The 25,152-nt window shown below is 42.5% G+C and carries 25 protein-coding genes; 8 read left to right on the top strand and 17 right to left on the bottom strand.

Annotated features, from left to right (window positions below):
• Nucleotides 1-48 precede the first annotated feature (48 nt).
• The 4 genes from ACTUJY_RS11325 to ACTUJY_RS11340 form a co-directional block, all read right to left on the bottom strand.
• A complete protein-coding gene (locus tag ACTUJY_RS11325) occupies nucleotides 49-1,152 on the bottom strand; it encodes a phosphoribosylaminoimidazolesuccinocarboxamide synthase (protein WP_463616200.1) in 1,104 nt (367 codons plus the stop codon).
• 132 nt (nucleotides 1,153-1,284) lie between these two features.
• Nucleotides 1,285-2,091: a DUF3750 domain-containing protein gene (locus ACTUJY_RS11330; RefSeq protein ID WP_463616201.1), complete on the bottom strand. Its 807-nt coding sequence runs from the start codon at nucleotides 2,089-2,091 to the stop codon at nucleotides 1,285-1,287.
• Nucleotides 2,092-2,181: 90 nt separating this feature from the next.
• Nucleotides 2,182-2,832: a ChrR family anti-sigma-E factor gene (locus ACTUJY_RS11335; RefSeq protein WP_463616202.1), complete on the bottom strand. Its 651-nt coding sequence runs from the start codon at nucleotides 2,830-2,832 to the stop codon at nucleotides 2,182-2,184.
• Nucleotides 2,829-3,446: an RNA polymerase sigma factor gene (locus ACTUJY_RS11340; RefSeq protein WP_463616203.1), complete on the bottom strand. Its 618-nt coding sequence runs from the start codon at nucleotides 3,444-3,446 to the stop codon at nucleotides 2,829-2,831. Before ACTUJY_RS11340 ends, ACTUJY_RS11335 begins: the two co-directional genes overlap by 4 nt.
• A 446-nt stretch (nucleotides 3,447-3,892) precedes the next feature.
• Here ACTUJY_RS11340 and trmB point away from each other — a divergent pair, with 446 nt between their 5' ends.
• Nucleotides 3,893-4,483, top strand: coding sequence for a tRNA (guanine(46)-N(7))-methyltransferase TrmB (gene trmB / locus ACTUJY_RS11345; protein WP_463616204.1), 591 nt, complete (start codon nucleotides 3,893-3,895; stop codon nucleotides 4,481-4,483).
• Here trmB and ACTUJY_RS11350 read toward each other — a convergent pair.
• From ACTUJY_RS11350 to cmoA, 5 genes are all read right to left on the bottom strand, one after another.
• Nucleotides 4,480-5,772, bottom strand: coding sequence for an HD-GYP domain-containing protein (locus tag ACTUJY_RS11350; RefSeq protein WP_463616205.1), 1,293 nt, complete (start codon nucleotides 5,770-5,772; stop codon nucleotides 4,480-4,482). The two genes, trmB and ACTUJY_RS11350, sit on opposite strands and share 4 nt — an antisense overlap.
• 190 nt (nucleotides 5,773-5,962) lie before the next feature.
• Nucleotides 5,963-6,802, bottom strand: coding sequence for a sulfurtransferase (locus tag ACTUJY_RS11355; protein WP_463616206.1), 840 nt, complete (start codon nucleotides 6,800-6,802; stop codon nucleotides 5,963-5,965).
• Between the two features lie 8 nt (nucleotides 6,803-6,810).
• Complete coding sequence (locus ACTUJY_RS11360; protein ID WP_463616207.1) at nucleotides 6,811-7,470, bottom strand: RluA family pseudouridine synthase; 660 nt, start codon at nucleotides 7,468-7,470, stop codon at nucleotides 6,811-6,813.
• 3 nt (nucleotides 7,471-7,473) lie between these two features.
• A complete protein-coding gene (gene cmoB / locus ACTUJY_RS11365) occupies nucleotides 7,474-8,448 on the bottom strand; it encodes a tRNA 5-methoxyuridine(34)/uridine 5-oxyacetic acid(34) synthase CmoB (RefSeq protein ID WP_463616208.1) in 975 nt (324 codons plus the stop codon).
• Nucleotides 8,445-9,176 (bottom strand): carboxy-S-adenosyl-L-methionine synthase CmoA, encoded by a 732-nt coding sequence (cmoA, locus tag ACTUJY_RS11370; RefSeq protein WP_463616209.1) that lies wholly within the window; start codon nucleotides 9,174-9,176, stop codon nucleotides 8,445-8,447. Before cmoA ends, cmoB begins: the two co-directional genes overlap by 4 nt.
• Before the next feature lie 190 nt (nucleotides 9,177-9,366).
• On the opposite strand from cmoA, the gene ACTUJY_RS11375 reads away from it, so the two are divergent.
• On the top strand, nucleotides 9,367-9,747 hold the full coding sequence (locus ACTUJY_RS11375) for a chemotaxis response regulator CheY (protein ID WP_463616210.1): 381 nt from the start codon (nucleotides 9,367-9,369) through the stop codon (nucleotides 9,745-9,747).
• Between the two features lie 229 nt (nucleotides 9,748-9,976).
• A complete protein-coding gene (locus ACTUJY_RS11380; protein WP_463616211.1) occupies nucleotides 9,977-11,101 on the top strand; it encodes a hypothetical protein in 1,125 nt (374 codons plus the stop codon).
• Nucleotides 11,102-11,112: 11 nt separating this feature from the next.
• Here the strand turns inward: ACTUJY_RS11380 and pepE are convergent, their stop codons facing one another.
• Nucleotides 11,113-11,838, bottom strand: coding sequence for a dipeptidase PepE (pepE, locus tag ACTUJY_RS11385; protein ID WP_463616212.1), 726 nt, complete (start codon nucleotides 11,836-11,838; stop codon nucleotides 11,113-11,115).
• A gap of 187 nt (nucleotides 11,839-12,025) precedes the next feature.
• On the opposite strand from pepE, the gene ACTUJY_RS11390 reads away from it, so the two are divergent.
• A complete protein-coding gene (locus tag ACTUJY_RS11390) occupies nucleotides 12,026-12,991 on the top strand; it encodes a cysteine synthase A (RefSeq protein ID WP_463616213.1) in 966 nt (321 codons plus the stop codon).
• 30 nt (nucleotides 12,992-13,021) lie between these two features.
• Nucleotides 13,022-14,182 carry a cystathionine gamma-synthase gene (locus ACTUJY_RS11395; RefSeq protein ID WP_463616214.1) on the top strand — a complete coding sequence of 387 codons (1,161 nt, stop codon included), beginning with the start codon at nucleotides 13,022-13,024 and terminating at the stop codon, nucleotides 14,180-14,182.
• A 138-nt stretch (nucleotides 14,183-14,320) separates the two neighbouring features.
• Here the strand turns inward: ACTUJY_RS11395 and ACTUJY_RS11400 are convergent, their stop codons facing one another.
• From ACTUJY_RS11400 to ACTUJY_RS11410, 3 genes are all read right to left on the bottom strand, one after another.
• A complete protein-coding gene (locus ACTUJY_RS11400; protein WP_463616215.1) occupies nucleotides 14,321-15,226 on the bottom strand; it encodes a spermidine synthase in 906 nt (301 codons plus the stop codon).
• Nucleotides 15,219-15,773 (bottom strand): fused MFS/spermidine synthase, encoded by a 555-nt coding sequence (locus tag ACTUJY_RS11405; RefSeq protein ID WP_463616216.1) that lies wholly within the window; start codon nucleotides 15,771-15,773, stop codon nucleotides 15,219-15,221. Before ACTUJY_RS11405 ends, ACTUJY_RS11400 begins: the two co-directional genes overlap by 8 nt.
• A gap of 100 nt (nucleotides 15,774-15,873) precedes the next feature.
• Nucleotides 15,874-16,983 (bottom strand): tRNA-queuosine alpha-mannosyltransferase domain-containing protein, encoded by a 1,110-nt coding sequence (locus ACTUJY_RS11410; RefSeq protein WP_463616217.1) that lies wholly within the window; start codon nucleotides 16,981-16,983, stop codon nucleotides 15,874-15,876.
• Nucleotides 16,984-17,897: 914 nt separating this feature from the next.
• On the opposite strand from ACTUJY_RS11410, the gene ACTUJY_RS11415 reads away from it, so the two are divergent.
• Entirely contained in the window at nucleotides 17,898-18,218 is a 321-nt protein-coding gene (locus ACTUJY_RS11415; protein ID WP_463616218.1) for a hypothetical protein, read from the top strand.
• Nucleotides 18,219-18,780: 562 nt separating this feature from the next.
• On the opposite strand, the gene mnmC is transcribed toward ACTUJY_RS11415, so the two are convergent.
• The gene (gene mnmC / locus ACTUJY_RS11420; RefSeq protein WP_463616219.1) at nucleotides 18,781-20,775 is read right to left on the bottom strand and encodes a bifunctional tRNA (5-methylaminomethyl-2-thiouridine)(34)-methyltransferase MnmC2/FAD-dependent 5-carboxymethylaminomethyl-2-thiouridine(34) oxidoreductase MnmC1; all 1,995 of its coding nucleotides are present in this window, start codon (nucleotides 20,773-20,775) and stop codon (nucleotides 18,781-18,783) included.
• An 18-nt stretch (nucleotides 20,776-20,793) separates the two neighbouring features.
• Nucleotides 20,794-21,351 carry a GTP cyclohydrolase I FolE gene (gene folE, locus ACTUJY_RS11425; RefSeq protein ID WP_463616220.1) on the bottom strand — a complete coding sequence of 186 codons (558 nt, stop codon included), beginning with the start codon at nucleotides 21,349-21,351 and terminating at the stop codon, nucleotides 20,794-20,796.
• A 115-nt stretch (nucleotides 21,352-21,466) separates the two neighbouring features.
• On the opposite strand from folE, the gene ACTUJY_RS11430 reads away from it, so the two are divergent.
• Nucleotides 21,467-22,573, top strand: coding sequence for a 4-phosphoerythronate dehydrogenase (locus ACTUJY_RS11430; RefSeq protein ID WP_463616221.1), 1,107 nt, complete (start codon nucleotides 21,467-21,469; stop codon nucleotides 22,571-22,573).
• Here the strand turns inward: ACTUJY_RS11430 and ACTUJY_RS11435 are convergent.
• Nucleotides 22,565-23,689, bottom strand: a complete 1,125-nt coding sequence (locus ACTUJY_RS11435; protein ID WP_463616222.1) for a DUF484 family protein — start codon at nucleotides 23,687-23,689, stop codon at nucleotides 22,565-22,567. The two genes, ACTUJY_RS11430 and ACTUJY_RS11435, sit on opposite strands and share 9 nt — an antisense overlap.
• 288 nt (nucleotides 23,690-23,977) lie before the next feature.
• Here ACTUJY_RS11435 and ACTUJY_RS11440 point away from each other — a divergent pair, with 288 nt between their 5' ends.
• Nucleotides 23,978-24,190, top strand: coding sequence for a hypothetical protein (locus ACTUJY_RS11440; protein WP_463616223.1), 213 nt, complete (start codon nucleotides 23,978-23,980; stop codon nucleotides 24,188-24,190).
• Nucleotides 24,191-24,196: 6 nt separating this feature from the next.
• Here ACTUJY_RS11440 and ACTUJY_RS11445 read toward each other — a convergent pair whose 3' ends face one another.
• A complete protein-coding gene (locus ACTUJY_RS11445; protein ID WP_463616224.1) occupies nucleotides 24,197-25,072 on the bottom strand; it encodes a LysR family transcriptional regulator in 876 nt (291 codons plus the stop codon).
• Nucleotides 25,073-25,152 lie beyond the last annotated feature (80 nt).

Genomic DNA, 25,152 nt, shown 5'->3' on the forward strand with positions numbered 1-25,152 from the left:
CGCACCCATAGATAGTTTCGATATTTGAAATGCGATAGACGTGAAGAACTAATCAATCAATCGGTATTCTTCACGAAGAATACTGATAATTTCAGCTTTCGGGTTATCCGATAATTCAATTTTTTCACCGGTAATTTTTTCAGCAATGTCGGTATAGGTTTTGGATACTTGCATCAAAACGTCGGTTGGGAGGGCATTATCACGTGCTAATGCCTGCCGCTCATCCATTCTATCTTTGTTCAGTAAAATATCGGGATCTGGGAAATGGTTTAGCAGTAATTGACGAAAACCTTCTTTTGAGTTTTCAACAATGTTTCCTTCCCTATACGAAGGACCATCCCAAATTCGCGATGAGTCTGGTGTGCCAACTTCGTCCATATAAATCAGTTTTTCTTTACCATCCGCATCGGTAACGTAACCAAACTCAAACTTAGTATCAACAAAAATTTGATCCAGCTTTGCGAGCTCGTCACTGATCACATCGAAGCCTTCTTTTAACAACTTTTCATACAGCTGAATATCTTCGGTGGAGCGAAAGTTAAAGGCTTGATAATTGTTGACAATGTCTTCACGAGTGATGTTTACATCATCCGCCTCGGGCACACCGGGAATCCCTTTTAAAATGCCTTTGGTTGAAGGAGTCATCAATAGCTCCGGAAGCTTTTGATCTTTTTTCAATCCTTCGGCAATTTGAATGCCGCAAAACTCGCGTTCGCCTTTAGCATAAGCGCGCCACATCGAACCGGTAATGTATTGACGGCAAATGGCTTCAATCATGACGGGTTTGGCTTTTTGCACAATCCAGACAAACGGATGAGGAATATCCAAAATATGGCTATCGGCCAAACCATTTTCTTTAAATAATCGAAACCAATGGTTAGATATCGCGTTTAACGCGGCACCTTTACCGGGAACACCGTTCATTCCGCCTTCACCGTGCCAGATACAGTCGAACGCTGAAATACGGTCACTGATAACCATGATGGCGAGAGGGGCATCGCTTGCAACGTTGTAACCTTTTTCTTTAATCAGGCGTTGGCTGTCTTCGTCCGTTAACCAGTATACAGAGCGTACTTTACCACTGTGGACGGGAAGGTTAGTGCGAATTGGCAGGTCATTATTTACCGCCAGTACTTGATCTGCAAGACTCATATCATTCGACCCTTTTAGATTGCTTTAAGTAGAGGATTAACCAGAAGAATCCGGTTTGGATGTACACTAAAGAGGCAGCGGATCATACCAGAATTCCTACCGCTTGCCACTAATCGAGGTGATCCGGTTGTTTCAGTTCGCTGTCTGTTCTTCGGAGGTTGGCGACTCATCCGGGTCTTCGGTACTTTTGACCACTTGCTCAAATGCATTTAGTGGTACTTCAAGTGGCTCCTGCGCATCGGGACCAATGCGCCCGAATCCCGGTAACTCAATTGCGAAGTCAAATAAATCGAGCTCGAAATTAAGTCCAAACACGTTTAACTCAATGCCTTCTTCATATCCCAAAGATAAGCCCAATAGTCCAAACAATGACGCTTGTATGCCAGTTCCGCTTGGTGTCATACCGAGTGAATTGCCGAATGAGCGGTAATCTTTACCGATGGCTGTTGATGGTAAATCCAGCCCGAGTTCGGGAACTTCATGACCAATGTAAGCGATAAACGTATTGCTGTTAGGGCCTGGCCAGGCTTGATAGGTTTCTTTGTAGGGATAATGAGTAACGGCTTGTTCGATTTTATCGATGAGCGGATCCAGCTCTTTTCCTCTTAAATCGAGCAAAAGTTGTGGCTGATTGCCCCACCAATCTCGATCCGGTTGGCTGGTACGTGTTACCAGCGCTGATTTGCCGTGCCTGAGCCGCCAACCGATGATCTCGTGGCTAATATAATGGGCCGCATTGGTACGCTTGGTCGTGATCCAAGTATGAACGGCAAATGCTTTTTTCGCGCCTTTTGTGCGTGCTGCATAAACTTGGATCACCGCAGGTGAAAATTGATCGGCTAGGGGTGCAAATGTACCGGCGGTCATTTCCTGTTTAGCGCTGCAACCGCAAAGTATTAAAAGTAACAACCAATAAACAATACGCATGAAGGTTTTCATTTAAGGACCGAAGGGTTAATACCTTCGCATACCGTAAATCTTCAAGCAAATTTTCATCGGCTTACCTCTCGGTTATAAATGATATTCGTTTTAGTTTAAGTACCAATTTAAAAGTGGTCCAAAAGTCCCCGTAAACTTTAAAGGTTGAGTCGTGATTGCCAGACAAATACAGTCACTTTCGGCTTTAGGAGCGTGTTCATGGGCCGAGGTTCGACACACATAGTCACCCCTTTGGTATAGGCCGGAATCATCCGAAAAAGCACCTTTAAGCACTAGAGTAATCTCTTTGTCTCGATGTGTGTGTTTCGGAACTTTCATTCCTTTTTTAAAGTAAATGAGCTTTGCTTCATAGTTGCTTTCATTTATGGCTAATGGAATTTCTGCAAACCGTTTTGTCCGCCAATGCCAGTTCAGGCTATCGGCATCACCTTTGTTGAAAATCTGAGTTATGATTGCTTCATAATCTTTTAAACTGCCCTCTGTGGTGATAGCTAGAGGCGTTTTTGAGTGACTTTTTTCAATGGCTTGCATTAAGTTTAAAAAAGAGTTTTCGGCGAGTTTTGCGTCAGGTAGTGCATTTAAACTGTCACCTCCCAGCGCTTCAAATTCTGCGATTGCACTCGCGCAATTTTCACAGGCTCGACTGTGAAGCTTAATCATTAGGTTTTGAAGTCCTGAAATGCGCCCGGAAGCGTAATTCAATAGGAGTTCTGCATCTGGGTGATGATGTGAAGGCTTCATTGAGCACCTCCCAAAAGCTTATTGAGGTTTTGCATCGCACTTCTTAGCCGGCCTTTTACGGTTCCTAGCGTTATGTTGAGAGCATCAGCAGCTTTCTGGTGACTCAACTCTTCAAAGTACACGGATTTAATCACCTCCAGCTGGTCTTTAGGGAGTTGAGGTAATAAGGCGGCAACTTCGCTGAACAGTTGTGAAGGGTACTGAATTCCTTCGGTTGAAGCGATATTCTCTTCGATTGGCTCTACTGCTTGAATCTCGCGTTTGGATTTTCGAAAATAGTCCAATTTTTTGTTTTTTGCGATTGTGTAAATCCAAGTAGAGACACTGCCTTTATTGGCTTCAAAAGAGTTAGCACTGCGCCAAACTTTAATAAAGGTTTCCTGCATAAGTTCTTCACTGACTTCGTCCGAAAGTCGATCTTTCAAGAAGAAGCTCTTTACTTTGGGGCCAAACTGATTGAAAAGTTCATAAAAAGCCGTTTGATCTTGTGTTTTTGCAACGCGCACTAAACAGTCGACCCAGCGCCGAGCATCACTGCATGGTTGCTCATTCATAGAAGGCGTTTTCAATCCGTTTCTCTTATTTGCGGCTTTAAAAGCAATAATATTAGTCATAATATCGCCAGCTGATCAATGGTTGTGCACTCCAAATCAATTATTTATGGATACCTAATTTCTTAATACGTACAAATCGTTTAAATGGAGCAACCGGATTAATTATTTTTTGATGGGCGTGTTTGTGTACCTAGTAGGCTAACTTTGTGAGGTGAGACGCTGAGTTCAATGTATTGAAATCAACAGGAAAGTAGGGTGTTTCATAAAAGATAAATGGAAAATGCTTAATGTCTTCATCAGGTCTTACAACTTGCAGTTTTGTTCTGCTTGGCGATAACCCATACCTTTGGTTTTGACATTAAGCTCTTATAATGAGGTAAACTATTCATAACTCTATTAATGACAATGATTGATTCTTTAACAAGGCATTTGTTCGTTTAATGAAAAATAACTCTAAAATTGTTACATCACAGCAGAGCGGTGTTCATTCTCGGTTAGAGCATGTTGTGAAAAAACACTTATTTTCAGAGTATCAAAAACCCATTCAAGAACATAATTTAAAGGCTTTTGACCAGTTAGTCTCAACACTTGGCGACAGTCGAGCGCCTCTGATTCTCGATAGTTGCTGTGGCACTGCAATGAGCAGTCAAATCTTGGCGCAGCGTTTTCCTGAACATCTAGTGATAGGAGTGGATCAATCGGAAGTACGGCTCAACAAAAGCGCAAGCGATTTATCTAACTTGATTTTGGTTCGAGCAAACTGCGAAGATCTCTGGCGCTTATTACATAACCATAACATTTATTTTGATCACCACTTCATTCTTTACCCTAACCCCTGGCCAAAACCGGACCATTTAAAAAGGCGATGGCATGGTCATCCCGTTTTTTCGACATTGCCTCATTTGGCAAAGGAAACACACGTGCGAAGTAATTGGAACGTTTATTTGGATGAGTTTGCAATTGCCTGGAAATTAAGTGGCTTTCAGTGTGACTTGGTTGAATCTTTCGTACCGGAAGTGTATCTCACTCTGTTTGAAAAAAAATACCATCAGAGCGGACAAGCGTTGTATCAATTACGGTGTTTGGGGAAGAGTTAAGAGGCCATACCGAACCACTTAAAACCAAAAAGCTTATCGGTCAAAATGTCGGTATCCACATCAATTGCTGAGGAAGGTAAGCTTTGAAGGACTTCCAGAGGCGCACCGTTGTCATCGGTAGTGTTTTCAGATAAGTCGATAATTTTCGACTGCTCTAAATCTATGCCGTATGTATTTCGAACCAAAGCAACTTTTGGTCGAAGTCGAGCTTTTTCTTTTTGCTCTAGCACAATTCCAATGGAATGATCCGACAGCTCCACTAAAGAGCCCGTTGGGTAGATACCAATCGCCTGGATAAAGGCTTCCACCATTTCACGTTGAAATAATACACCCCGATTATGGTATAAATTGGCTACGGCCTCGACAGGTGTTAGCGCTTCTATTCCAGGGCGAGGGTTAATGAGTTGCTCGTAATAATCGGAGAGGCCAGCAATGCGAGCCAGGAACGGAATTCGATTACCAATTAACCCTCGCGGATAACCGCTTCCATTATTACGCTCACAAAAATTGCTGATAATAAATTTAATTTGACCGTTCACCGCACCCATATACTCGAGCTCTTCGAGCGTTTTCTCGATATGTTGTTTGTAGGCTTCCTGTTCGTTCTCTTCCAACTCGCCTATATGAAGCTCGCGTGGTAATTTGGATTTTCCAATAGCTGATAATATTAATGCAGCACCAACATCGTTTAAATCTTTGCGGGACAACCCTAGGTGACGAGCGAAAACGATTCCCCAAACTGATGCACGGATGGAGCTTTCAAATAAATAAGCATTCTCTTGGCGGATCCGACACATCCAAACCAAAGCATCTGGATTGCGAATTACGCTGTCGACCATTTTGCGAATGCTTTTTTCTACTTGATTGATTTGGATGGGCTCGCCATTTTCAATTTGCGCCATAGCGGCGGAAATGGTCGAAGTGACATTACTGTAAATTTTTTCTGCGGTTTTCAGTTCTTTCTTAATGGGGGTGGTCACTTGATAACTTTCAACACGTGATTTCATGCGTGCTTTTTCGTTCATCAAGCGACGTGTTTTCGGATCGATTGGATCTTTGCCTGATGTAGGAAGTTTGGCATGTTTGATCGCCGCATTATCCATTTTACTTAAGATCGAATCGATGTACACATGTTGGCAGTACTGCGAGAGCAGGTTGATTTCATCCTGCTTGGTAATGTAGAAGCCTTGGATGGGAAAAGGTGTTTTAACCCAAGGAACATCCAAACGAGACACATACATTCCAACTTCTAAATTGGACACAGAGATCTGTTGTGTTTTTAAATGCATAAATGGTCTCGGGTCATCGGGAATTCAGTGTCATTGCTACCTTGATGGCAGGTAAAGCGCATAATGAATGGACATTGAATATACAATTATCAGCAATATACCCTAAATTTCAAGTGGGTATAATGACCTGGTTCACGAATTCGTATATTACGCAAAAGTGACCTATCTCATAAGTCAATGATTTTAAAGGTTAGTTCTTCGTCCGCTTACGGTTAGCAGCAAATACATCACTGTTAATATATTCACTCCAACCGCCAGCGTAGAAATACTGTGGCTCGCCCTGGCCAATGAGGGCTGAAATGATATTTACCAAAGCTGTCACTCCTGAGCCGCAGTAATGCACCAAAGGCTTATTGGATGCTGCTTTTTTCCAACGTTGAAGGTGCCAGTGGGTGGTGTTAAAGCATTGATTCGCATCAAAACAGTCCAACCAAACTTGATTGGTGGCAGTGGGAATACAACCTGCTATTTGATCTATCGGTTCTTGCTCACCACGAAAACGGTGTGCTTCCCGAGCATCGACCAATTGAAATTGTGACGACAGTGCCTGCTCTAAGGTAAGAACTTGGATTGGTAAATCAACCGCAGAAAAGGAGTAAGGTGTTTGATCGGATAACGTTTGTGATTCTTGTTGTTGCCAGTGTTGAAACCCGCCATAAAGAATGCGCACTCGGTGTAATCCCATTCGGTGAAACAAAAACCAGGCGCGAGCAGCAAAGGCCAGCTTGCCATCGTCGTAGCAAACGATAGGTGTGTCTGGGGTTAGTTTGAAGCGTTCAATCAATTGTTGGCATTGTTCTTCGCTCGGTAGTGGGTGACGCCCACTGGAAGTGGAAATGGGCGCCGACAAATCGGCTTCCAAGTCAAGATAGTCGGCACCAGGAATATGGGATTGCTCATAAAACTCCTTGCCGCGAGCGGGCTGGTTGTTTACCGCCAATGAAAATCGACAATCAAAAACAGCCACATTCGACGACTGTTGAAGCTGTTTTAATTGTTCGACGGAAATAAAAATTTCTTCCCAGTTCATAAAGAAACTTAAGTCAATCTATGGGTATCGGTCAGTGTGGCAAATTCTGGTAAGCAGGTAAAGTCGAGTGTTTTTAGTGTTGTTGGGTGCTGAATAATGAGTCGCCAGGCATGCAGTTGCAATCGTGATGAGTCACTTCCATTTCCGTAAAGCTTGCAGCCAATAATCGGGTGTCCAATTAAGGCAGCGTGCAGACGTAATTGATGGGAACGTCCGGTAATTGGTTGAAATTCGATTAAGCTGTAGCTGCCTTGTTTTTTTAGCGTTTTAAAAACTGTGATCGAAGATTTGCCGCAATGAAAGCAAAGCTTTTGCAGAGGGCGCCGTTGCCAGTCAGAAATGATAGGAAGTGAAATTTCGCCACAATCTGCCTGAGTTAAACCTTCACACCATGCTAGGTAAAATTTGGATACCTGGCGATTTTGGAACTGAATACTTAAGTCGCGTTGAGCTTGTTTAGTACGTGCAAAAATCATGAGCCCTGAAGTGTTAATGTCCAATCGGTGTACCAAGTAAACTGGCGGCACTTGATGGTTAAGCAGCTGTAGGAGATTATGCGGGTAGTAAGGATTATTCCCGGGGACGGAAGGCAACCCTGGTGGTTTATTGACGATTAAAAATGCGTCATCAATAAAGACTAACCAGGGTTCAATGTCTGGGGATGTCAAGCCTTATACCTCGGCGATGACAATGGCTCGTTTGGGTGCGGGATGGCCTTCTATTGTTTTGTGAGTGTTGTTTGGATCCAGGTAATCTTTTAACGAGTGAAAGGTCATCCACTCGGTTGCTCTTTGCTCTTCGAGAGAGGTTTGGTTGATATCGACCGTACGTGCATTTTTTAACCCACAACGAGTGAGCCAATGTTCAAGTGCTTTTGCCGAGGGTAAAAACCACACGTTGCGCATTTGAGCGTAGCGACCCGAAGGCAAAAAGACCGTTTCCTTATCGCCATCGACAACCAAGGTTTCCAATACCAGTTGCCCACCGGGACGTAAGAGGTTTTTTAAATGTTGAATATGCTCGATGGGGGAACGACGGTGATACAAAACACCCATTGAAAATACGGTGTCAAAGCCTTGTTTACCCAGTGACTCTGGCATGTATTCAATACCAACTGGCAAAAGGTGTATGGGCAAGTTACCAGCATAGTGTTTCATTATTTGAAACTGCATCAGAAACTTTTGCGAAGGGTCTATGCCGAGTACCAAGTCGGCACCTTCTCCCAGCATGCGCCAACAATGATAGGCGTTGCCGCAGCCGACATCGAGCACGAGTCGGTTTTTTAAAGGTGCAATATGAGGCTGTAAGCGATCCCACTTCCAGTCGGAACGCCATTCAGTGTTAATGTCGATTCCGAACAGTTCAAAAGGGCCTTTACGCCAGGGGTGTAGTGTCATTAACTCTTGTTTGAGCTGTTCACGAGTTTCATTATCGCAATCTGTAACATGGCCAATAGCGACTTTGTCTTTCAGCTCTAAATGGGATGCTGTGAGATTAGGCAAGCGGCTCAAAAGCTCGAGCCATTCGTTTAATTCACCATGAGTATAGTCTTGGAACCTGCGCTCCAATCCTTCTTTTAGTACATCCACCCAGAAATGCAGTCTTGTATTGTTCAGGTCGTTAAATAAAGAATCCAGATTTATCATTTGATAGCGAGCAAAGAGCAAAAGTTAAACTGTTGATGCCAAACTCCAAAATGTTGGAACCCGGCTTTTTGAAGGCGTTGGAAGTGATCATCGAGCGTTTCGGGAATTAACACATTCTCCAACGCGTTACGTTTCTGGCTAATTTCTAACTCACTGTATCCATTAGCGCGTTTAAAATCGTGATGCATATCGATCATCAGTTCATTAAATGGGAGGTCGGTAAACTGAATTTTTTCAGATAGCACCAACACTCCACCGCTGTGCATTCCGTTGTAAATGCTATTGATGATTGTTTGCCGTTCCTTTAAGGGAATAAACTGTAAAGTAAAGTTCAACACCACCATAGCGGCGTTATCAATGGAAAGCTGCTGCAATTCGCCTTGAACCACTTCGATTGGTGTTTGATGATGGTAGGCATCGACGAACAGACGAGCACGTTGCACCATGGCTTCGGAATTATCAATAGCGATAACTTTACATCCATTGGATTCAATTCCCTGGCTCATAGCAAGAGCGGCTGCTCCAAGGCTACACCCTAAATCGTAACAAGCGGAATTTTCGTTCACATATCGTCTAGCCAGTTGTTGTATACCGTCAATGATGGCACCGTAACCTGGCACTGAGCGTTGGATCATATCCGGAAATACTGCGGCAACCTTTTCATCAAATCGGAAAGGGGCAACGGCTTGTTGGTTTTGATAGATGTTATCGCGAGAGGATTTTTTCATGGATTTGTTACTGCTTTAACGAGGGCCCTACTTTAGCAGAAAGCCGAAGCGTACGCATCCGTGAACGCGCGATAAATTGCGAGCTGTTTTAACTTGTACTCCAGGCAAAAGCCGTTAAAATATTCTCGGTTCAGCACCTCCCAACCAACTTGAATAAGCAGAACAATTTGTAACCTTTACAGGGGAATTCATGAAAATTTTAGTTGTCGATGATTTTTCCACTATGCGCCGTATTATCAAAAACCTTCTACGTGATATTGGGTATGACAATGTTGTGGAAGCGGAAGATGGTAAACAGGCATTAAGTATGCTCAACGGAGGTAACATCGATTTTGTGATTACCGATTGGAATATGCCGGTTATGACCGGTATCGAGCTTCTCAAAGAAATTCGCAAATCGACGGGATTTGGTCAGCTGCCAGTATTAATGGTGACCGCCGAGTCTCGCAAAGATCAAATTGTTGAAGCGGCGCAAGCCGGCGTGAACGGTTATATCGTAAAGCCTTTTACCGCAGGAACGCTGAAAGAAAAAATGGATAAAATATTACTCCGCATGACATCACCAGCCTAAAGCTTTCTATTAAAAACAACGCCCAATGTGACGCATGGGCGTTGAGTCTATGAATAATTTATGACAATTATGCGACATCGTTAATGCCGTTAAAGCATTAACTTATTGAAATTTAAAAGAAATAAAACGCTTCAACGATTTTTGACTGTTTGAAACGATAACATGGCGTTGGCAACGTCTCTGTTCTCGCTATGCTTAAATCATGCGTGTCGTGTAAGAGTCATTTGCATTGGTAAAAGTAATAGGGGCACTGCTCTTTTTCTGCTGTATTCCGTTGGTGGGAGAAAGCCCATTATCTCGGTATTTAATCGATTCCAGCCGGGTATCGAAAGAGTCTCATTTATTTTCACTCATGTTTAATCGGCCGATTGTCTTACTTTCTGAGTTGAATACGATTGATTGGAAGCAGAGAGAGGACTTGTTGCATAATTTGTTACTTCCTCAATCACGTCAATTGGACGAATGGTGGAAGCGATATGAGGCTGGTCTATTACAAGTCAGTGACACAGGGTTTAGCTTAAAACAGCCCGATGATCTTCAGTTACCTTGCATTGTGTCAGTGGGCTCGAGTTTTTATGAGCACGTCACGAGAGGCGGCCTGTTTAATCAAATCACCCAATATAACTACCATCCTTATCATCAACAACCGGAACTGTATCAACAAATGGTTCTGTGGCACGAAGTCGGCCATTGCTTTGAAGCATTCGGTGGTTATTTAGGTGAAGTGTACGCAGACATTTTTATGGTGTTGGTGATGGCCAAACAGAATCGACGCTGGGTGATTGATTATCAAATCGACATGCGTTGGTTAGAGCTGGTCGACGGTGACAGTTTACACTTCTCTGCAGATACACTGGCAGGACTCAATACCGACGTTTATTCAGAGGTTGCGTTAAGTCAACTTCCTGGAATTGCTCACGAGTTGTTAAATGAGACTCTTCGAGTACAGAGCTCACAATGGTATCGAAGTGATCGGCTGGCACAATTTTATCGATCTCGTATGGCGCTTGAATACATTAATCGACAACTTGCTCGGTTTGGTAAAGTTAAGTCGGATCAAGAAGAAGCCATTTATTTTCAGTTAATGGACGATCGCAACACGGTTTTGGCTGAAATAAAAAGTAGCCAACCAACATCATTAGCGGACAGAGCTCAGATTATGAGGGCGACTCGAGTGGTTATTGCGGTGATGTTTCGTTCTCGTCAACTACGTGAAGATTTGTTTAATGAATTACAGGTGGATGAGTTTCGCAAGGATGTGAAGAGCTTGTTGAATGCACTGCAAATAAAGTCTCCATTAACGTTATCTGAATTACCCAACAGTGAGTGGTTAGAGCTCGTAGCCGAGCTCTAAAACGAAAACGCTTACTCTTGTGCTATTAATTGCGTTAAGCGTTGCGTGTCATTTAGCTCCGTCTTTTTCTCATTTTCAAACAGATACACCTTTTCTTTACCCAATAAAGAAACTTCATCGTTTACCAATTGAATGGCAGTACCTTCGGGCAAACCGACGGTTGTCGCATCTGGGTTAACGCGCATAAATTCTGCAAGACGTTGCTCGCGTGTTTCGCCATTAAATCCGGGTGGATGTTGGTCCAAATAGTGTGGATTGATCTGGAATGGAACTAAATGCAGAGCGTGAAACGAAGGTGGTTGTATAATCGGCATATCGTTGGTTGTCATGATACTCGGCGCTGCAATATTGGAACCTGCACTCCAACCGATGTAAGGCGTTCCATGCATGACTTTTTCGCGAATTGGACCGATCAGATCAAATTGGAACAGCTGATGCAATAAGTGGAAGGTATTTCCGCCACCGACAATAATCGCAGACGCTTTTTTTATGGCTTGTTGAGGGTTGTCAAATTTATGAATGGACTGTAGCTCAACGTTCAATGGCGACAGGGCTTTTTGTACCATTGATTCGTAATCGTCGTAGCTAATTGAAACACCGGCAAAAGGAATAAAAACGGCTGACACGGGTGATGTTACTTTTGCTTTGTTTAAAAACTGTTCGATGTGACTGTGTGCGTGTTCAAGGTAACCGGTGTTACCTTCCCTTGAGCTACTCAGTAGTAATAGATTTCTCATGACGATGCATTCCGTTTTTTGCGAGCTGAATGTTTTTTGAACGGTTCTTGCGATTAGAAGTATCGTTTGCTAACGCAAGAGCAGGTAATTTTAGTCGAAAATGCCTTTCGACTCGACTAGAAGAATGAGTTTGTTTGCTCGATATGTTAAATTGTTATCGTTTTTTATCACATTATCAGAATTGACTATGACCCTCTATCAAAACGTATTAGAAATGATCGGCAATACGGCTTTAGTGAAAGTAAATCGTCTAGACACAGGGCCTTGCCAGCTGTTTATTAAAATGGAGTCAGCCAACCCCGGTAACTCCATTAAAGATCGAATTGCCCTAAGTATGATCAATGAGGCCGAGCGCCAAGGTGCCATAAAACCGGGTGATACTTTAGTAGAAGCGACCGCAGGTAATACAGGTTTGGGATTGGCTTTGGTCGCGGCGCAAAAAGGTTATCGCCTGTTAATTGTTATGCCCGATAAAATGAGTATGGAAAAGGAGTACAACTTGCGTGCGATGGGAGCGGAAGTGATCCGAACACGTTCCGATGTTATGAAAGGGCACCCCGAATATTATCAGGAAGTGGCAGAACGCGTTGCTAAAGAAGAACAAGGCTTTTATGTGAATCAATTTGCTAACGAAGCCAATTGGAAAGCCCATTACCAAACAACGGCACCGGAAATTTGGAATGACCTGCAAGGCAAAGTGGATGCTTTTGTTTGTGGTGTCGGATCCGGTGGTACATTAACGGGAGTTGGCCGTTTTCTTAAAGAGAAAAATCCCGCAATCGATATGGTACTTGCTGATCCGGAAGGTTCCGTTTTAACGCATTATCATAAAACTGGAGAAATGATAGAGGCCGGAAGTTGGGTTGTAGAAGGGATTGGGGAAGATTTTATCCCGGATATTTGTGATATGTCGTTGGTCGATGCTGCGTTTACCGTGAGTGACAAAGAAGCATTAAATGCCGCTCGCCAACTGTTGTTGAAAGAAGGCATTATGGCGGGCTCATCTTCTGGAACATTGTTGGCCGCGGCACTGAAATACTGTCAGCAACAAAAAGAACCGAAAAATGTTGTCACTTTGGCTTGCGATACAGGAAATCGTTATTTATCGAAGATGTATAACGATGATTGGATGAAGCAAAACAGTTACCTTTGATTCCGTTTATTCTCATATGAGTTGAGTAAAATGACAAATTCTAATGATTTAAAATTCGATACTCGGGTTATTCATGCGGGCCAGGCTCCAGATCCGACAACGGGAGCGGTTATGCCGCCCATTTATCAAACCTCTACTTACGTGCAATCGAGCCCGGGAGATCACACTGGCTTCGAGTATTCACGCACTCAAAATCCGACACGATTTGCCTATGAGCGTTGTGTCGCCGATTTGGAAGGTGGTACGCGTGGTTTTGCATTTGCCTCGGGCATGGCGGCCACTGCAACCATTCTCGAGTTATTAGATGCAGGCGATCATATCATCGCAATGGATGATCTTTACGGTGGTACTTTTCGTTTGTTTGACAAAGTGCGAAAGCGTTCGGCTAATCTCGATTTTTCATTTGTCGATTTAAGCGAGCTATCGAACTTAGAAAAATCACTGAAGCCTAATACCAAAATGATTTGGGTGGAAACACCAACCAACCCAATGTTGAAAGTAGTGGATTTGGAGCAGATCGCTGCTTTTGCTAAAAAGCATAAACTGATAGCCGTTTGTGATAATACATTTGCCACACCTTATAATCAAAAACCGCTTACTTACGGATTCGATATCGTGATGCATTCGGCAACCAAATACATTAACGGCCACTCTGATATGGTCGGCGGAATTGCCGTGGTCGGTGAAGATAACGACTTGGCGGAACAAATGGCATTTTTGCAAAACTCAGCCGGTGCCGTTGCCGGACCTTTTGATAGTTATTTGGCTTTGCGCGGTGTTAAAACATTAGCGCTGCGTATGCAACGACACAACGAAAGTGGTTTAAGGATTGCTAATTGGTTGCAAGCACACCCGCAAATTGAGCGTGTGTATTACCCCGGGCTCGATTCGCATCCACAGCATACGCTTGCGGCGAAACAAATGGAGGGATTTGGCGGCATGATTTCTGTTGTGGTGAAAGGTGGTTTATCGAAAGCACGTCAGTTTATGGAAAAGTTGAACATTTTTGCCTTAGCGGAAAGCTTAGGTGGAGTGGAAAGTTTAGTGAACCATCCAGCGATTATGACGCACGCGTCTGTTCCAAAAGATATTCGCAAGCAACTGGGAATTTCCGACAGCTTGGTACGATTATCGGTTGGTATCGAAGATGCCGAAGATTTGATGCAGGATATTAATCAAGCGTTACAGTAAAAAATTGGAGCGGGGAGCAGGGGTTCGAGGAGCAAAAAGCGTTATTAACCGATAAATGTTAATTCGTGAATATTGATAACGTTAAAGTTTTCGCACCTCGCACCTCGCACCTCGCACCTCGCACCTCGTACTTTAGACTTATTGCATCTGCTTCAACAGGTTAACTGGCGCGTATTGGTCTGTGAGAATTTGCGCCTCTGGATCCCAGTCTTTTTCAGTATGAAAGTGATTCAGTAGCCAACGACTATCAACACCGTAGGGTTTTAGCGCGGCTCGTAATTGTTTTGAATGTTGCTTAAGGTTATCTAACGATTGTAACGGCTTGTTATTGGTTGCCAGTACAATTCGATTGCCACTGCTGCGTTTTTTTACATTGTAAAAGTCACCAAAGACCTGATGATAGGTGGCCGATTCGTACGCGTAAAGCTTGCTTTCACTGAATGTGTTGGCCGTAACTATTCCATCGTCACTTAAAATACTTTTCACTTCTTGAAGAAATTCCAGAGTCATTAAGTGCTCGGGTATGTAATCGCCGTTAAAAGCATCAAGAATGATCCAGTCAAACTTTTGTTTTTTTAGTGCGGCTCGTTTTACAAACAGGCGGCCATCTTGAGTAACGGAAACACGATTTCGACTTTCTTGATAATCAAAGTATTTATGAGCAATTTTAATTACCGCAGGATCAATTTCAACGGAGGTTATTTTGGCATCTGGTAACAGTTCCGATAATGTCATGGGCAAAGTACCACCTCCTAACCCAATCACCAAAATATTGTTGGCATTCGGTTTATAAAGCAGCCCAGCTAGCACTAGCTTGGTGTAGGAAAAAACCAATCGTTTCTTATCGTTTAGGTCCATACAGGTTTGGTAGGGTGGTGCATCTTTTCGTGTTTCGAATATCAGGCATTGCAAACCTTTCTCCTTAATAACGCTGATATTTCGGTATAAAGAGCGCTCGGTATGAATAAGTTCGCGTGTTTCGAGATTGACCAAAGTACCTGCGAAAATAAAGAGTAATAAAGGCTTTAAAAATTGATTAGGCATGCGCAGGTTCCAAAATATGATGACGCAATAGAGCACTCAAACCGCAAGATATAAAGGTTATAAAAATAACCCAAAGTATCGTGTTTATTTCAAACCAGAGAACAAAATAGAATGAGGTCATTATGGTACCGAGTGCGCTACCAATGGTTGAAACAAAATAGAGAAAGCCAGCGGTTTGTCCACTGTGTTCAGTTGACTCCACTAACAACCGAACCGAATAGGGAGCAATCATTCCCATTGCAATTGTTGGCATAAGAAACAGTCCTGAAGCGCCTAGCAAAGAACCGTAGCGAGGATCTTCGACACGCTCAAATATCCAGGCCATGATATTTTCGCCGGCAAAAATCATAGGTAATAGAAGTAAGCCCGCCAAAATAAATAAAATACCGTACTTTTGATTGTCTGGACTTCGAATGGATAGCTTTCCACCAAACAGATAACCTACCGAAAGCGCCAACATAAAAATAGTAATTATGCTACCCCAAACGTAAATGCTGCCACCAAAGTAGGGTGCCATAATGCGACCACCCAAAAGCTCTACCGTCATAATGGAAAATCCGGAACAAAATGCTAAAAGCAATATATGAGTGCGATACATATAAAATTCATGTAAAAGAAAAGTAACTGGCAATCTAACCTTTGCGCTTTCAATTGGCAACCGTTTCAGACAGAGAAGTCAGTGAGTTTAACGTTTTCAGATAGTTATTTCGTTGATTGCGCCATAAATAATTTGCGATGGGATTCTCAACCGATGGAAAGCCTTTTTGATAAATTTCGGTGATTTTTTCGGCAACTTGCAGGGCTTCATTTTCCATCTCGCAATCATAGCGTAAAGCTTCTGGAATATATTCTGGGTAAGCCACTCGATTGGGAGCGACAGGAATACACCCCACTGCTATGGCTTCCTGTAACGCCAAACCTTGGAAGTCATGTTGACTGGTCGACACGACTAGGTTGCAGTCGGCCAAAATTTTTAGGTAGTCGGATCGCTGCTGAAAACCCCAGGCAACAATGTGCTCGGCAAAATCTTTTTGGGCCTTTTTAAAAACAGCTGGAGCGTTGCGAAATTGTTGGCCGACTACGTATAAATCAAAGGGGACATAACGCTCTTTGAGTCGTTGCATCGACTCAAAAAATACCTGTGGATTTTTATCGTACTCCCAACGATGATTCCAAAGTATTTTGAGTGGTGTACCGGGTGCCAGACTTAACGAGCTGGCACTTTCAAAGTTCAAAGCAACAGGTAAAACGTCGCTTTTTTGACTCATCATTTCAATGATGTTTTGTGGGACATGATCGGGCATTTTCCTTAACAGTTGTTTCGCTCCGGTCAAAAAAGTATCGCGATTGTACTCAGAGTTAAACACCACTTTGTCTGCACAGGTTGCGCTGTATACGGATAGTAATGGAATATGGACATCCGCTTGTTGAAACTCCGATGGCGGGTAGTCGAACTGGTTTTCGTGAAAATAAATCAGCAAAGGCACTTGGGCCAAGGTTGGGCGAAAGCCTCTAAGGGCCGTAATATCGACCATCGAGGTCGCTATAATAAGATCGTACTTCAGCTCAAGCTCCGGGTAATCGCCCAGCCCCCAGCTCAAGCTATTGCCACGAACTCGCCAAGCGAAGTAGCGTGCGGGCAAGGTTAAACAGGTCCAATCAAACTCTACCAGCTTATCGATTAGACCTTCACGCCAATATTTGTGGCTGGGCGTATCGTAAGCTGAAAGTAATAATACTTTGGGCTTTTTTTGCATTCGAGATCCTGAAGGAGACTCTTAATTGAGAGTTTGTCCCAATGCTTTGTAAGATATATCTTACAAAGTTGTGAGATATATACGCGAATTACGCTCAGCTCAGCATAACCTCAAAAATTCTATATGTCTATCTTATTGATTTATATGGATAAAAATGAAAAAGGAGAACTGATTATCAGTTTGCACACTGAAAAATACCGCGACATTTGGCTTGTGATATTTGGCCGATGTATTAACATTATTCTTGTGGACAGGAAATGGAATGAGCCAGGAGGCGATTAATGTTCATAAGGAGGATGTCAAACGAATGACAACCAACAGGGAGAACTGGCACGGACGAACAGCGCTTGATGAATCTGGATAAACTATAGGGACAGCGTAGGAACTAAACGGATTTGGTAACGGAATAGATACGGAAGAGATTTCGATCTCATAAGAAAGGCAGCTTAGGCTGCCTTTTTTATTTCTTTTATTTATAAAGTCACTTCAGTTCTAAAATATTGGCTTTTACGAAGTCTAATCAATCACCATCTTTCACCCAGAAACAGTTACTTGTGCCATCCAACCGCTGGTGTAAAGTGTTCGAAAAACTACTTTTCTGTGAGCTAACTCATTTACTAGGTTAAGCAAGTGACTAGCGTAGTTTGTACTTTTCGACTCAAACCTTTCATATATGTAACTCTTTGTTTTTTTAAAATAAGTTGAAGGGTAGATGTTGTATAATTGTGCTTTGCCGAAACTCGGCCCGCTTCTCCCTACTTCATTATATGGAGAATGGTAATCTTAACTGTGTGTATTTATTTAAATCTATGGAAAAATTAGCGACTTGAGATAATAGGCTGTGCGGATTTTAGGATCCTCATTTCATGAATGTTATAAAAAATTGATTTTTAATTTAGGTAAATATAGTAGTTATGAATTACATCAAATATCTTCTTGCAACTCTGTCTTTAATTTTGTCGTTAAAAGTATCTGCAATAGTAGGCCCTCAAACGGTTAAGGGTAAGATAACCAACATTACAAGCATAAATACTGGCATCTTAATTCGTATAGAAGCAGATGAAGTACCTGAAAGTTGCACTACTACAACTAAGTGGATGGAAATCAAGCAAGAAAAAACAGCTATGGTTTCTTTGACTTTAACCGCATGGACTATGAACAAAGAAGTTACAGTATATGCATCGGGCTCAACTGGTTATTGTCAAGTGAGCCAAGTTCACCCAACCTCATCATAGAATTTATTGCAGTCTCAATTTAAACCATGAAGTATACGGTCGCCTTTACTTTAGTAGGTTTTCTATTATTTGTAATGGCTGCAACACTGCTATTTTCAAATAAATGCTTTCACTGTGCTCATCATTCTCTATTGAGTTAGGCGCTGTGATATTAGGGTTATCATTTATGAATTTGTTAGTCAGAAGAAATGATTATGGGTCTGAAAATTTGCTGCAACTTAATCATTATGAGTCAAATCCCGCCGCTATTCTAGGAAATCATTATCCGATATTTATCGATGTTGGTGCATAAAAATGATAATAGGGTTGATGGGCACCTGCGATTCTTGACACAGTTGCGATCTCGAAATTATAAAGGGATGTCTATAATGGATGAGATCGTGGAGGGCACCGATCATTACTCTACGTTTCTTATTGGATTGGCCAAAGGGCTAAATTGGCTTTATGAAGATTTTTAAACTTTTGCCGTTCTTGCTTAATAAACTGCCCCAAGACTTGCTTTACGGTTCTTTTTCGGCTTGGCGTAATAAACAAAGGTGAATATGAAAAAATCATATTTCCGTTAATTATTATGAAAATAAGGCAATCGCTTATTTATCGGCTTTTTTAATTCGCGAATTAAAAAACGAGCAGGGTGCAATTGCTGTCGCAAGTTTTCCGGCAGTGAGAAAGGTACTTCGGTTATATATTCACATATTAATGAAGCCGAAATAAAACTGCTGGTCATTCCTCGCGCACCGTGTGCAATATTAAGGTATAAATTGGGCCAGTTTTTAGCACTCGGGTAATGCTTATAAGCTTTACCTTGCCATAAATTTTCATAGTCAATTATAAAGTTTTCCTGTTGAGGCAAAGGTCCTACCATAGGAAGCCTGTCTACTGAACAATACCGAAACCCGACACGACCATCTAAAGTGTCTGACTTAAATATTTTTCCCGTCATTTGTGAGAGTTTTTCAAGCAGTTCTTGCTGACTGTTTTGGCTGAGTTTCGGGTTTTCATCTTGATGATCGAAGGTCGCCCCAAGATAAAGCGAACCATCAGTTTGTGGGATCAAATAGACATTTTCGCAAATAACCGTTTTCGGCTGCGACAAAAGGTTCGATTGCTTATCGAGTATGGCGGTTTGTCCACGTACTTTAATGGCTGGTAAAAACGTTTCGGGTAATAGGTTTTTGGCCTGATGACTGTTGCATACTACCAGTGCGTCAAAAGTTTGATCACTGCCATTAATAGTCACCTGCCATTGTCGTTCGGAATAATTGATTCGTTCCACTCTTGAGTTGAATTGACGTTGAATACCAGTATGTTGTAACAATTGTTCGCAGATCATATCGGGTCTTAAAACGCCAGAGCTAGGGAATAAAACGCCTTCTCGGTGTGACAGTTCAGACATGATTTCCGATACTTGGGTCTGACTTGCCCACCTGATCCAACGTTTAAACTCATTATTATGTCGAAATGGTGCAATCAGCTTTTTGAGTTGCGAAGGATTTTCATTGAGTTGTAATACGCCGATTTGTCGAAAGCAATCTTGCAAATTAAAGCGTTTTAAATCGTGCAATAATCGATGATAGGCATGAAAAAAAAATTGAGTCGTCGGATTAACATCAGCCGACAAAAAAGGGTAAAAAATTCCAGCGCTGTTGCCACTGGCTTCCTGTCCTGCTGCGGCTTGTTGTTCAAATACGGTAACGTCTAATCCTGCTTCAGCCAGATATCGCGCCGTAGAAGTTCCGGCAATACCGGCACCAATTATGGCCACTTTTCGAGGTGGTGAATCCTTTTTTTTCGTACGAAACCAAGGCGGAGTCTCTTCAGTGGCTTTTGTAAGCTTGGTTTCGGTTAAACACCCCGTTAGCATTTCGCGCTTATGCCCAAATCCTTTTCGTTTTTGCATTTGCCAGCCGTGCTCTTGCAAGCCGCGACGCACAAACCCTGCGGCGGTAAATGTTGCTAGTGTTGCATTGGGATTTGAGCAATTACTGACTAGTGCAAATCCTTTCGACTGCCAAAGTTCTGGATTTTTTGCAGGTGCAAATCCATCTAGATACCAGGCATCGCTTTTTATTTTATGGGAGCACCATTGTCTCAGTCCTTCGCTAATATCCATCCAATATAAGGTCAATATCACCCGTTGCTGTGGAAACCGAATTTGCCATTGACCACTGAGAGGTAATGGATAATGCTCGATCAACTCGTTACCCAAATATTCGAACTGTGGCCAACTGGATTTCGCTTTAATAAAATCCTCGAGCGTTAATGGAAATTTTTCAATAGTATGGTAATGCAACCAGGCATTTTCAGGTCCAAAATTTTGCCAATGAAAAAGTGTCGAAAGAAAGTTGAGTCCGGTACCAAAGCCCAGCTCACAAATAGTGAAGTTTTTAAACGCCTTTTGCTGCCATCGTTCTAACAGGTGGTTGCCGTCAATAAAAGTGTAACGCGTTTCTTCGAGTCCATCTTGGCGAGAAAAGTAAATATCATTAAACTGTTTCGAGTAGGGCACACCATCACGCCACTCAATTTGTGCGTTGAAAAGCAATGCCCTGTTCATTGTGGTCGGAAAGGAATACTAATGACCGCGGATCAATTGCAAGTATTCAGTGCGAGTGGCTTGTGATTTTCGGAATTGGCCTAACATGACCGACGTCGTCATTACTGAATTTTGCTTTTCCACACCACGCATCATCATGCACATGTGTTTGGCTTCAATGGTGACTGCAACACCAGCTGCATTGGTCACAGAAATAACAGCATCAGCGATTTGCTTGGTGAGATTTTCCTGAATTTGCAAACGACGGGCGAATACATCAACAATACGTGCAATTTTTGACAGGCCAATCACTTTGCCGGTAGGAATATAAGCGACGTGGCATTTCCCGATAAAAGGTAACAGGTGATGCTCGCATAGTGAATAAAGCTCGATGTCTTTAACGATGACCATTTCATCGTTATCGCTTTCAAAAATAGCGTTGTTGACCACTTCTTCCAGGCTTTGGTGATAGCCACGTGTTAAAAACTGCATGGCTTTAGCGGCTCGCATAGGCGTATCTTTTAAACCATCTCGTGTTACATCTTCGCCTAGGTTGGTTAATATTTCTTTATAGTGGTTTGCCAGTTTATCGGTCATTGCTGTTATGCTGCTCAAGCTCGGTTTAATATTTTCGTTATTTTATCCAAATACAGAGGCTATTGCCCAGTGAAACCTTTAAATTTTCCCTTTGATGCTCGTGTAGGCGATAAAAATGCACCGAATTGTTGTTGATAGTGCCATACCATTTATCGATCCACTGTTTACTTCTTTGGCTGAAGTTAAGGCCCTGCCTTCAGAGCAAATCACGAAAAACGAGCTGCTGGAAGCAGACACCTTAATTGTACGCTCGGTTACTAAAGTGGGTTCAGAGTTGTTGCGGGGCACATCAGTTTGCAATGTTGCATCGGCTACAATCGGTATCGAACATCTGGATATGGGATGGTTGCAAGCGCAAGAAATTCAAGTCACTTCAGCGCCTGGCTGCAACGCTTTAGCGGTTGTGCAATACGTAATGAGCGCTTTATCGACTTGGTTAAAGGATAGACAAAAGATATTTTCGGATATTGTTGTGGGTATCGTCGGTGTAGGGGAAATTGGAGGACGTCTTGAGCGGCTTCTTCAATACCTTGGCGTTCAGGTTTTGATATGCGACCCACCAAAAAAACGTTCAGGTGAACGGCCAAGTGCTGAGTCACTTTATAATCTCGCTGAGCGCTGCAATGTTATCACTTTACATACTCCGCTTACTCGTCATGGGCGGGATTTAACCTGGCAAATGATTGATGCGGCATTTTTTGATCGTTTCACAAACCAGGGATTGTTAATAAATACAGCGCGTGGTGACCTAATTGAGTTACCGTCGTTATTGCAGTGGCAAACCAAAGGCGGCTCTGCCATTTTAGACGTGTGGACGAATGAGCCGGAGATCAACACGGAAGTAATGAAGCACGCTTTTCTGGGAAGTTCTCATATTGCTGGATACAGTCTGGAAGGAAAATGCAATGCAAGTTATCAGATTTACCAAAAACTGAACCAATGGATGAATCAGCCCGCTCGCATATCCAAGGTGCAGTTGCTACCATCTCCCTTAACGGTTGATATGAGTGATGCTACATCTGTTATCGATGCTTTTAGCCTCAGCTATGATATCGAGAAGGACTGGCATTTATTGCTTCAGGCTTATTCAACGAGTGGTGCACAAGGGTTTCGACAATTGAGAGATAATTATTTTTTTCGACGAGATTATTCGGGACAATTTTGGAAAGGAAGTCCTGCCATAAAAGATCTTAAATCATTTATCGTTTCTCATTTACTTTAGTGCTTGCCAGCAACAGCGGTTGCGACCATTGGACTTGGCTTCATAAACAGCATTGTCAGCTGTGCCAATTAATTTATCGATAATTTGATCACGATCGTCAGTATTGAGAGTGGGCTGCCAGCTTGTTCCACCAATTGAGCAGGTCAATTTAAAGTGCTCGCCTTGATTACTGATCAAATTTTGATTTTCAACCATTATACGGATTCTTTCAGCAATGTTATTTGCAACGATTGCATCACAATTAGGCAAAATGACCATAAATTCTTCACCGCCAAATCGAGCCAATAAGTCTGTTGCGCGTAAATTGGGAGAGATAACTTTCGCAACAAGTTTTAAGGCTTTATCGCCCACTGTATGCCCAAACCGGTCGTTGATTTGTTTAAAGTGATCGAGATCAATAAACAAGCACGACAAAGGCTGCGACTCTCGCTCGGCACGAGCGACTTCCTTTTTTAATGCTTGGTACAAACTACGGCGGTTTTTAGTTTTGGTGAGAGGGTCGATCAAGCTCAAGTGTTTAAGACGATCGGTGTTAATCGCATTTTCAATACAAATAGCAGTCACTTGAGCGAAATGTTGATAAAAGTCGGTAGACATCTCAGGAGAAAATCGTTCCAACTCTATACTGCCTAAATGATAACTTCCTATTAGGACTCCATTACGGACCAAAGGAAGCAGCGCAAACGAGTTGATTGTTTGAGACGATGAAAATATTTGTTTCGATAGGAATAAATTTTTTTGTCGTAATTGAGTTTTGTAGCCGTGTTCGTAAAGCTGATCAATCTCGACGGACTGATCAACGTAAGTAATATGTTCCTGAGTGGAGTCGGGATAAATTTCTCGTATTAACTCTTGAATGCTGCCGTAAGGGTCAAAAAGTTGGAGGTTTATCGCATTGATGTTTAACTTTTGTTTAAAGTCGAGCGTTAATTTGTCTAGCAGTTGTGGTAATGAAGAAGTATGTAATAAATGTAGTTCCATCTGTTGAAACTTTTTTTGAATCGTTTCATTTTGCTGAGCTCTGTCTACCAAGGATTGCAGAAGCGATTTGAGTCGATGATTTTCTTCGACCACATAGGCCGAGTTGCGTGGATTACGAGGCTGAATAATCGCCATTGGTTACACTCTCATGCTCTTAAGCTTTAATGTTAGCTGCTGCAAGTCAATCCATAAGCCGACTGCGGGACTGAGAAAACCCATTCAACCATTGGTAACGGTTAAATGGCAGTTTAGTTTTATATCGGCAACTTCTCGTAAGTTTGAGATACATTTCCTGTACCGAAGTATTATTTTGAGAAGTAGTTCACCATTTACTATGAGCCATACTATAATGTGTATTATGCTTACTCTAATTGAATGATGTAAGCTTGGTTGAACCGGTATTAATTTTCTGAGCAAATGCGAATGGGTGAAGTTAAGGACAAAGACGAGGTAAGGTGGAGCAGTGTTGCTTCCGATCGGCGTGAGTGCGATCGGCGTAGCGGTATTGATCGCCGTCAAGTGAAAGGCCGCTCAATTACTGTGCCAGATATGCGGTCTGGATCGGACCGTCGAACGGGGGACGACAGACGCAAGCTGGTGCGACTTACGATTACCGGCCGAGCAATTGATATCTAGCCATTATTAAATATCAGCACATTTTATTAACTCATTTAAGAATAAAACGCCCGCATTTGAAAGCGGGCGTTTTTTGTGATGGATTAACCCTAGCTTGCGCGTTAACTTAAACTCTTGGTAAAGAATACGTTTTAACTTTTTGTTTTGTAACGAAATGGGTAGAACGCTCCAGCCTAAACCACATTCCACCAGCGTTTTTATTGTTTGTAAGTAATTTCCGGTTTTTATTTTCGGTAAAGCAACACCTTGTTGCTCCAGGTATTCGGTGATTTTTTGCCGGGTAAAGGTATGCTTTTCCGGTAGAATGACTGGAAACTTTGCCAATTCCCTTGCATCTGGCCGGTCCAAATGTGCTAGTGGGGAGTGTTTAGCACAAAATACACCCAACTCATCGAGCCAAATATCATAAACCGCTAAATCTTTATGCGGAATATCAGGAAGCGTCAACACTGCACACTCAATGCTCCCATCCAAAACACCCTGATACGCTTCTTCCGAGTCCATAAACTGAATATTCAGATCAATCTGAGGGTAATGCATACTCAGTTTTTGCCAAATAGTCGGTAATCGGTGTAACCCGATGTGGTGGCCGGTTGCAATTTGAAGTGGGCCTGCTGGGCTTCCGTCGAGGTTTCGAATCTTCTGACGAGCAAACTCAATGCGTTGCAAAATATCACGAGCTTCGATCTGAAGAAGTTTGCCACTGGTCGTCAATTGAATATTGTGACCGATGCGATCGAACAGCCGAGCGTTCAATTGTTGCTCGAGGCTCGCGATGCGTTTACTTATAGCCGGTTGTGATAAGTAAAGCTGTTCTGCTGCCTGAGTAAAGGATTGTGTTTCGGCAACCGAAAGAAAAGCTTTAAGTGACTGTATGTCCAAAGGTATTTCTCCAGCACTGAAAAAGTTGATTGCCATATGAGTGATAAAGTCATCTTAGCATAACTAATAGGAATGGATGG

Source organism: Pleionea sp. WD8-19 (genome assembly GCF_055326765.1).

Coding starts and splice junctions, on each gene's coding strand:
- ACTUJY_RS11340 (WP_463616203.1), bottom strand. CDS start 3,446: ATGACTAATATTATTGCTTTTAAAGCCGCAAATAAGAGAAACGGATTG.
- pepE (WP_463616212.1), bottom strand. CDS start 11,838: ATGAGAAATCTATTACTACTGAGTAGCTCAAGGGAAGGTAACACCGGT.
- ACTUJY_RS11335 (WP_463616202.1), bottom strand. CDS start 2,832: ATGAAGCCTTCACATCATCACCCAGATGCAGAACTCCTATTGAATTAC.
- cmoB (WP_463616208.1), bottom strand. CDS start 8,448: ATGATAAATCTGGATTCTTTATTTAACGACCTGAACAATACAAGACTG.
- ACTUJY_RS11325 (WP_463616200.1), bottom strand. CDS start 1,152: ATGAGTCTTGCAGATCAAGTACTGGCGGTAAATAATGACCTGCCAATT.
- ACTUJY_RS11390 (WP_463616213.1), top strand. CDS start 12,026: ATGACCCTCTATCAAAACGTATTAGAAATGATCGGCAATACGGCTTTA.
- ACTUJY_RS11330 (WP_463616201.1), bottom strand. CDS start 2,091: ATGAAAACCTTCATGCGTATTGTTTATTGGTTGTTACTTTTAATACTT.
- ACTUJY_RS11435 (WP_463616222.1), bottom strand. CDS start 23,689: ATGGCGATTATTCAGCCTCGTAATCCACGCAACTCGGCCTATGTGGTC.
- ACTUJY_RS11440 (WP_463616223.1), top strand. CDS start 23,978: ATGGGTGAAGTTAAGGACAAAGACGAGGTAAGGTGGAGCAGTGTTGCT.
- ACTUJY_RS11395 (WP_463616214.1), top strand. CDS start 13,022: ATGACAAATTCTAATGATTTAAAATTCGATACTCGGGTTATTCATGCG.
- ACTUJY_RS11415 (WP_463616218.1), top strand. CDS start 17,898: ATGAATTACATCAAATATCTTCTTGCAACTCTGTCTTTAATTTTGTCG.
- ACTUJY_RS11430 (WP_463616221.1), top strand. CDS start 21,467: ATGCACCGAATTGTTGTTGATAGTGCCATACCATTTATCGATCCACTG.
- cmoA (WP_463616209.1), bottom strand. CDS start 9,176: ATGAAAAAATCCTCTCGCGATAACATCTATCAAAACCAACAAGCCGTT.
- ACTUJY_RS11355 (WP_463616206.1), bottom strand. CDS start 6,802: ATGAACTGGGAAGAAATTTTTATTTCCGTCGAACAATTAAAACAGCTT.
- mnmC (WP_463616219.1), bottom strand. CDS start 20,775: ATGAACAGGGCATTGCTTTTCAACGCACAAATTGAGTGGCGTGATGGT.
- folE (WP_463616220.1), bottom strand. CDS start 21,351: ATGACCGATAAACTGGCAAACCACTATAAAGAAATATTAACCAACCTA.
- ACTUJY_RS11405 (WP_463616216.1), bottom strand. CDS start 15,773: ATGACGGTAGAGCTTTTGGGTGGTCGCATTATGGCACCCTACTTTGGT.
- ACTUJY_RS11350 (WP_463616205.1), bottom strand. CDS start 5,772: ATGCATTTAAAAACACAACAGATCTCTGTGTCCAATTTAGAAGTTGGA.
- ACTUJY_RS11410 (WP_463616217.1), bottom strand. CDS start 16,983: ATGCAAAAAAAGCCCAAAGTATTATTACTTTCAGCTTACGATACGCCC.
- ACTUJY_RS11400 (WP_463616215.1), bottom strand. CDS start 15,226: ATGCCTAATCAATTTTTAAAGCCTTTATTACTCTTTATTTTCGCAGGT.
- ACTUJY_RS11375 (WP_463616210.1), top strand. CDS start 9,367: ATGAAAATTTTAGTTGTCGATGATTTTTCCACTATGCGCCGTATTATC.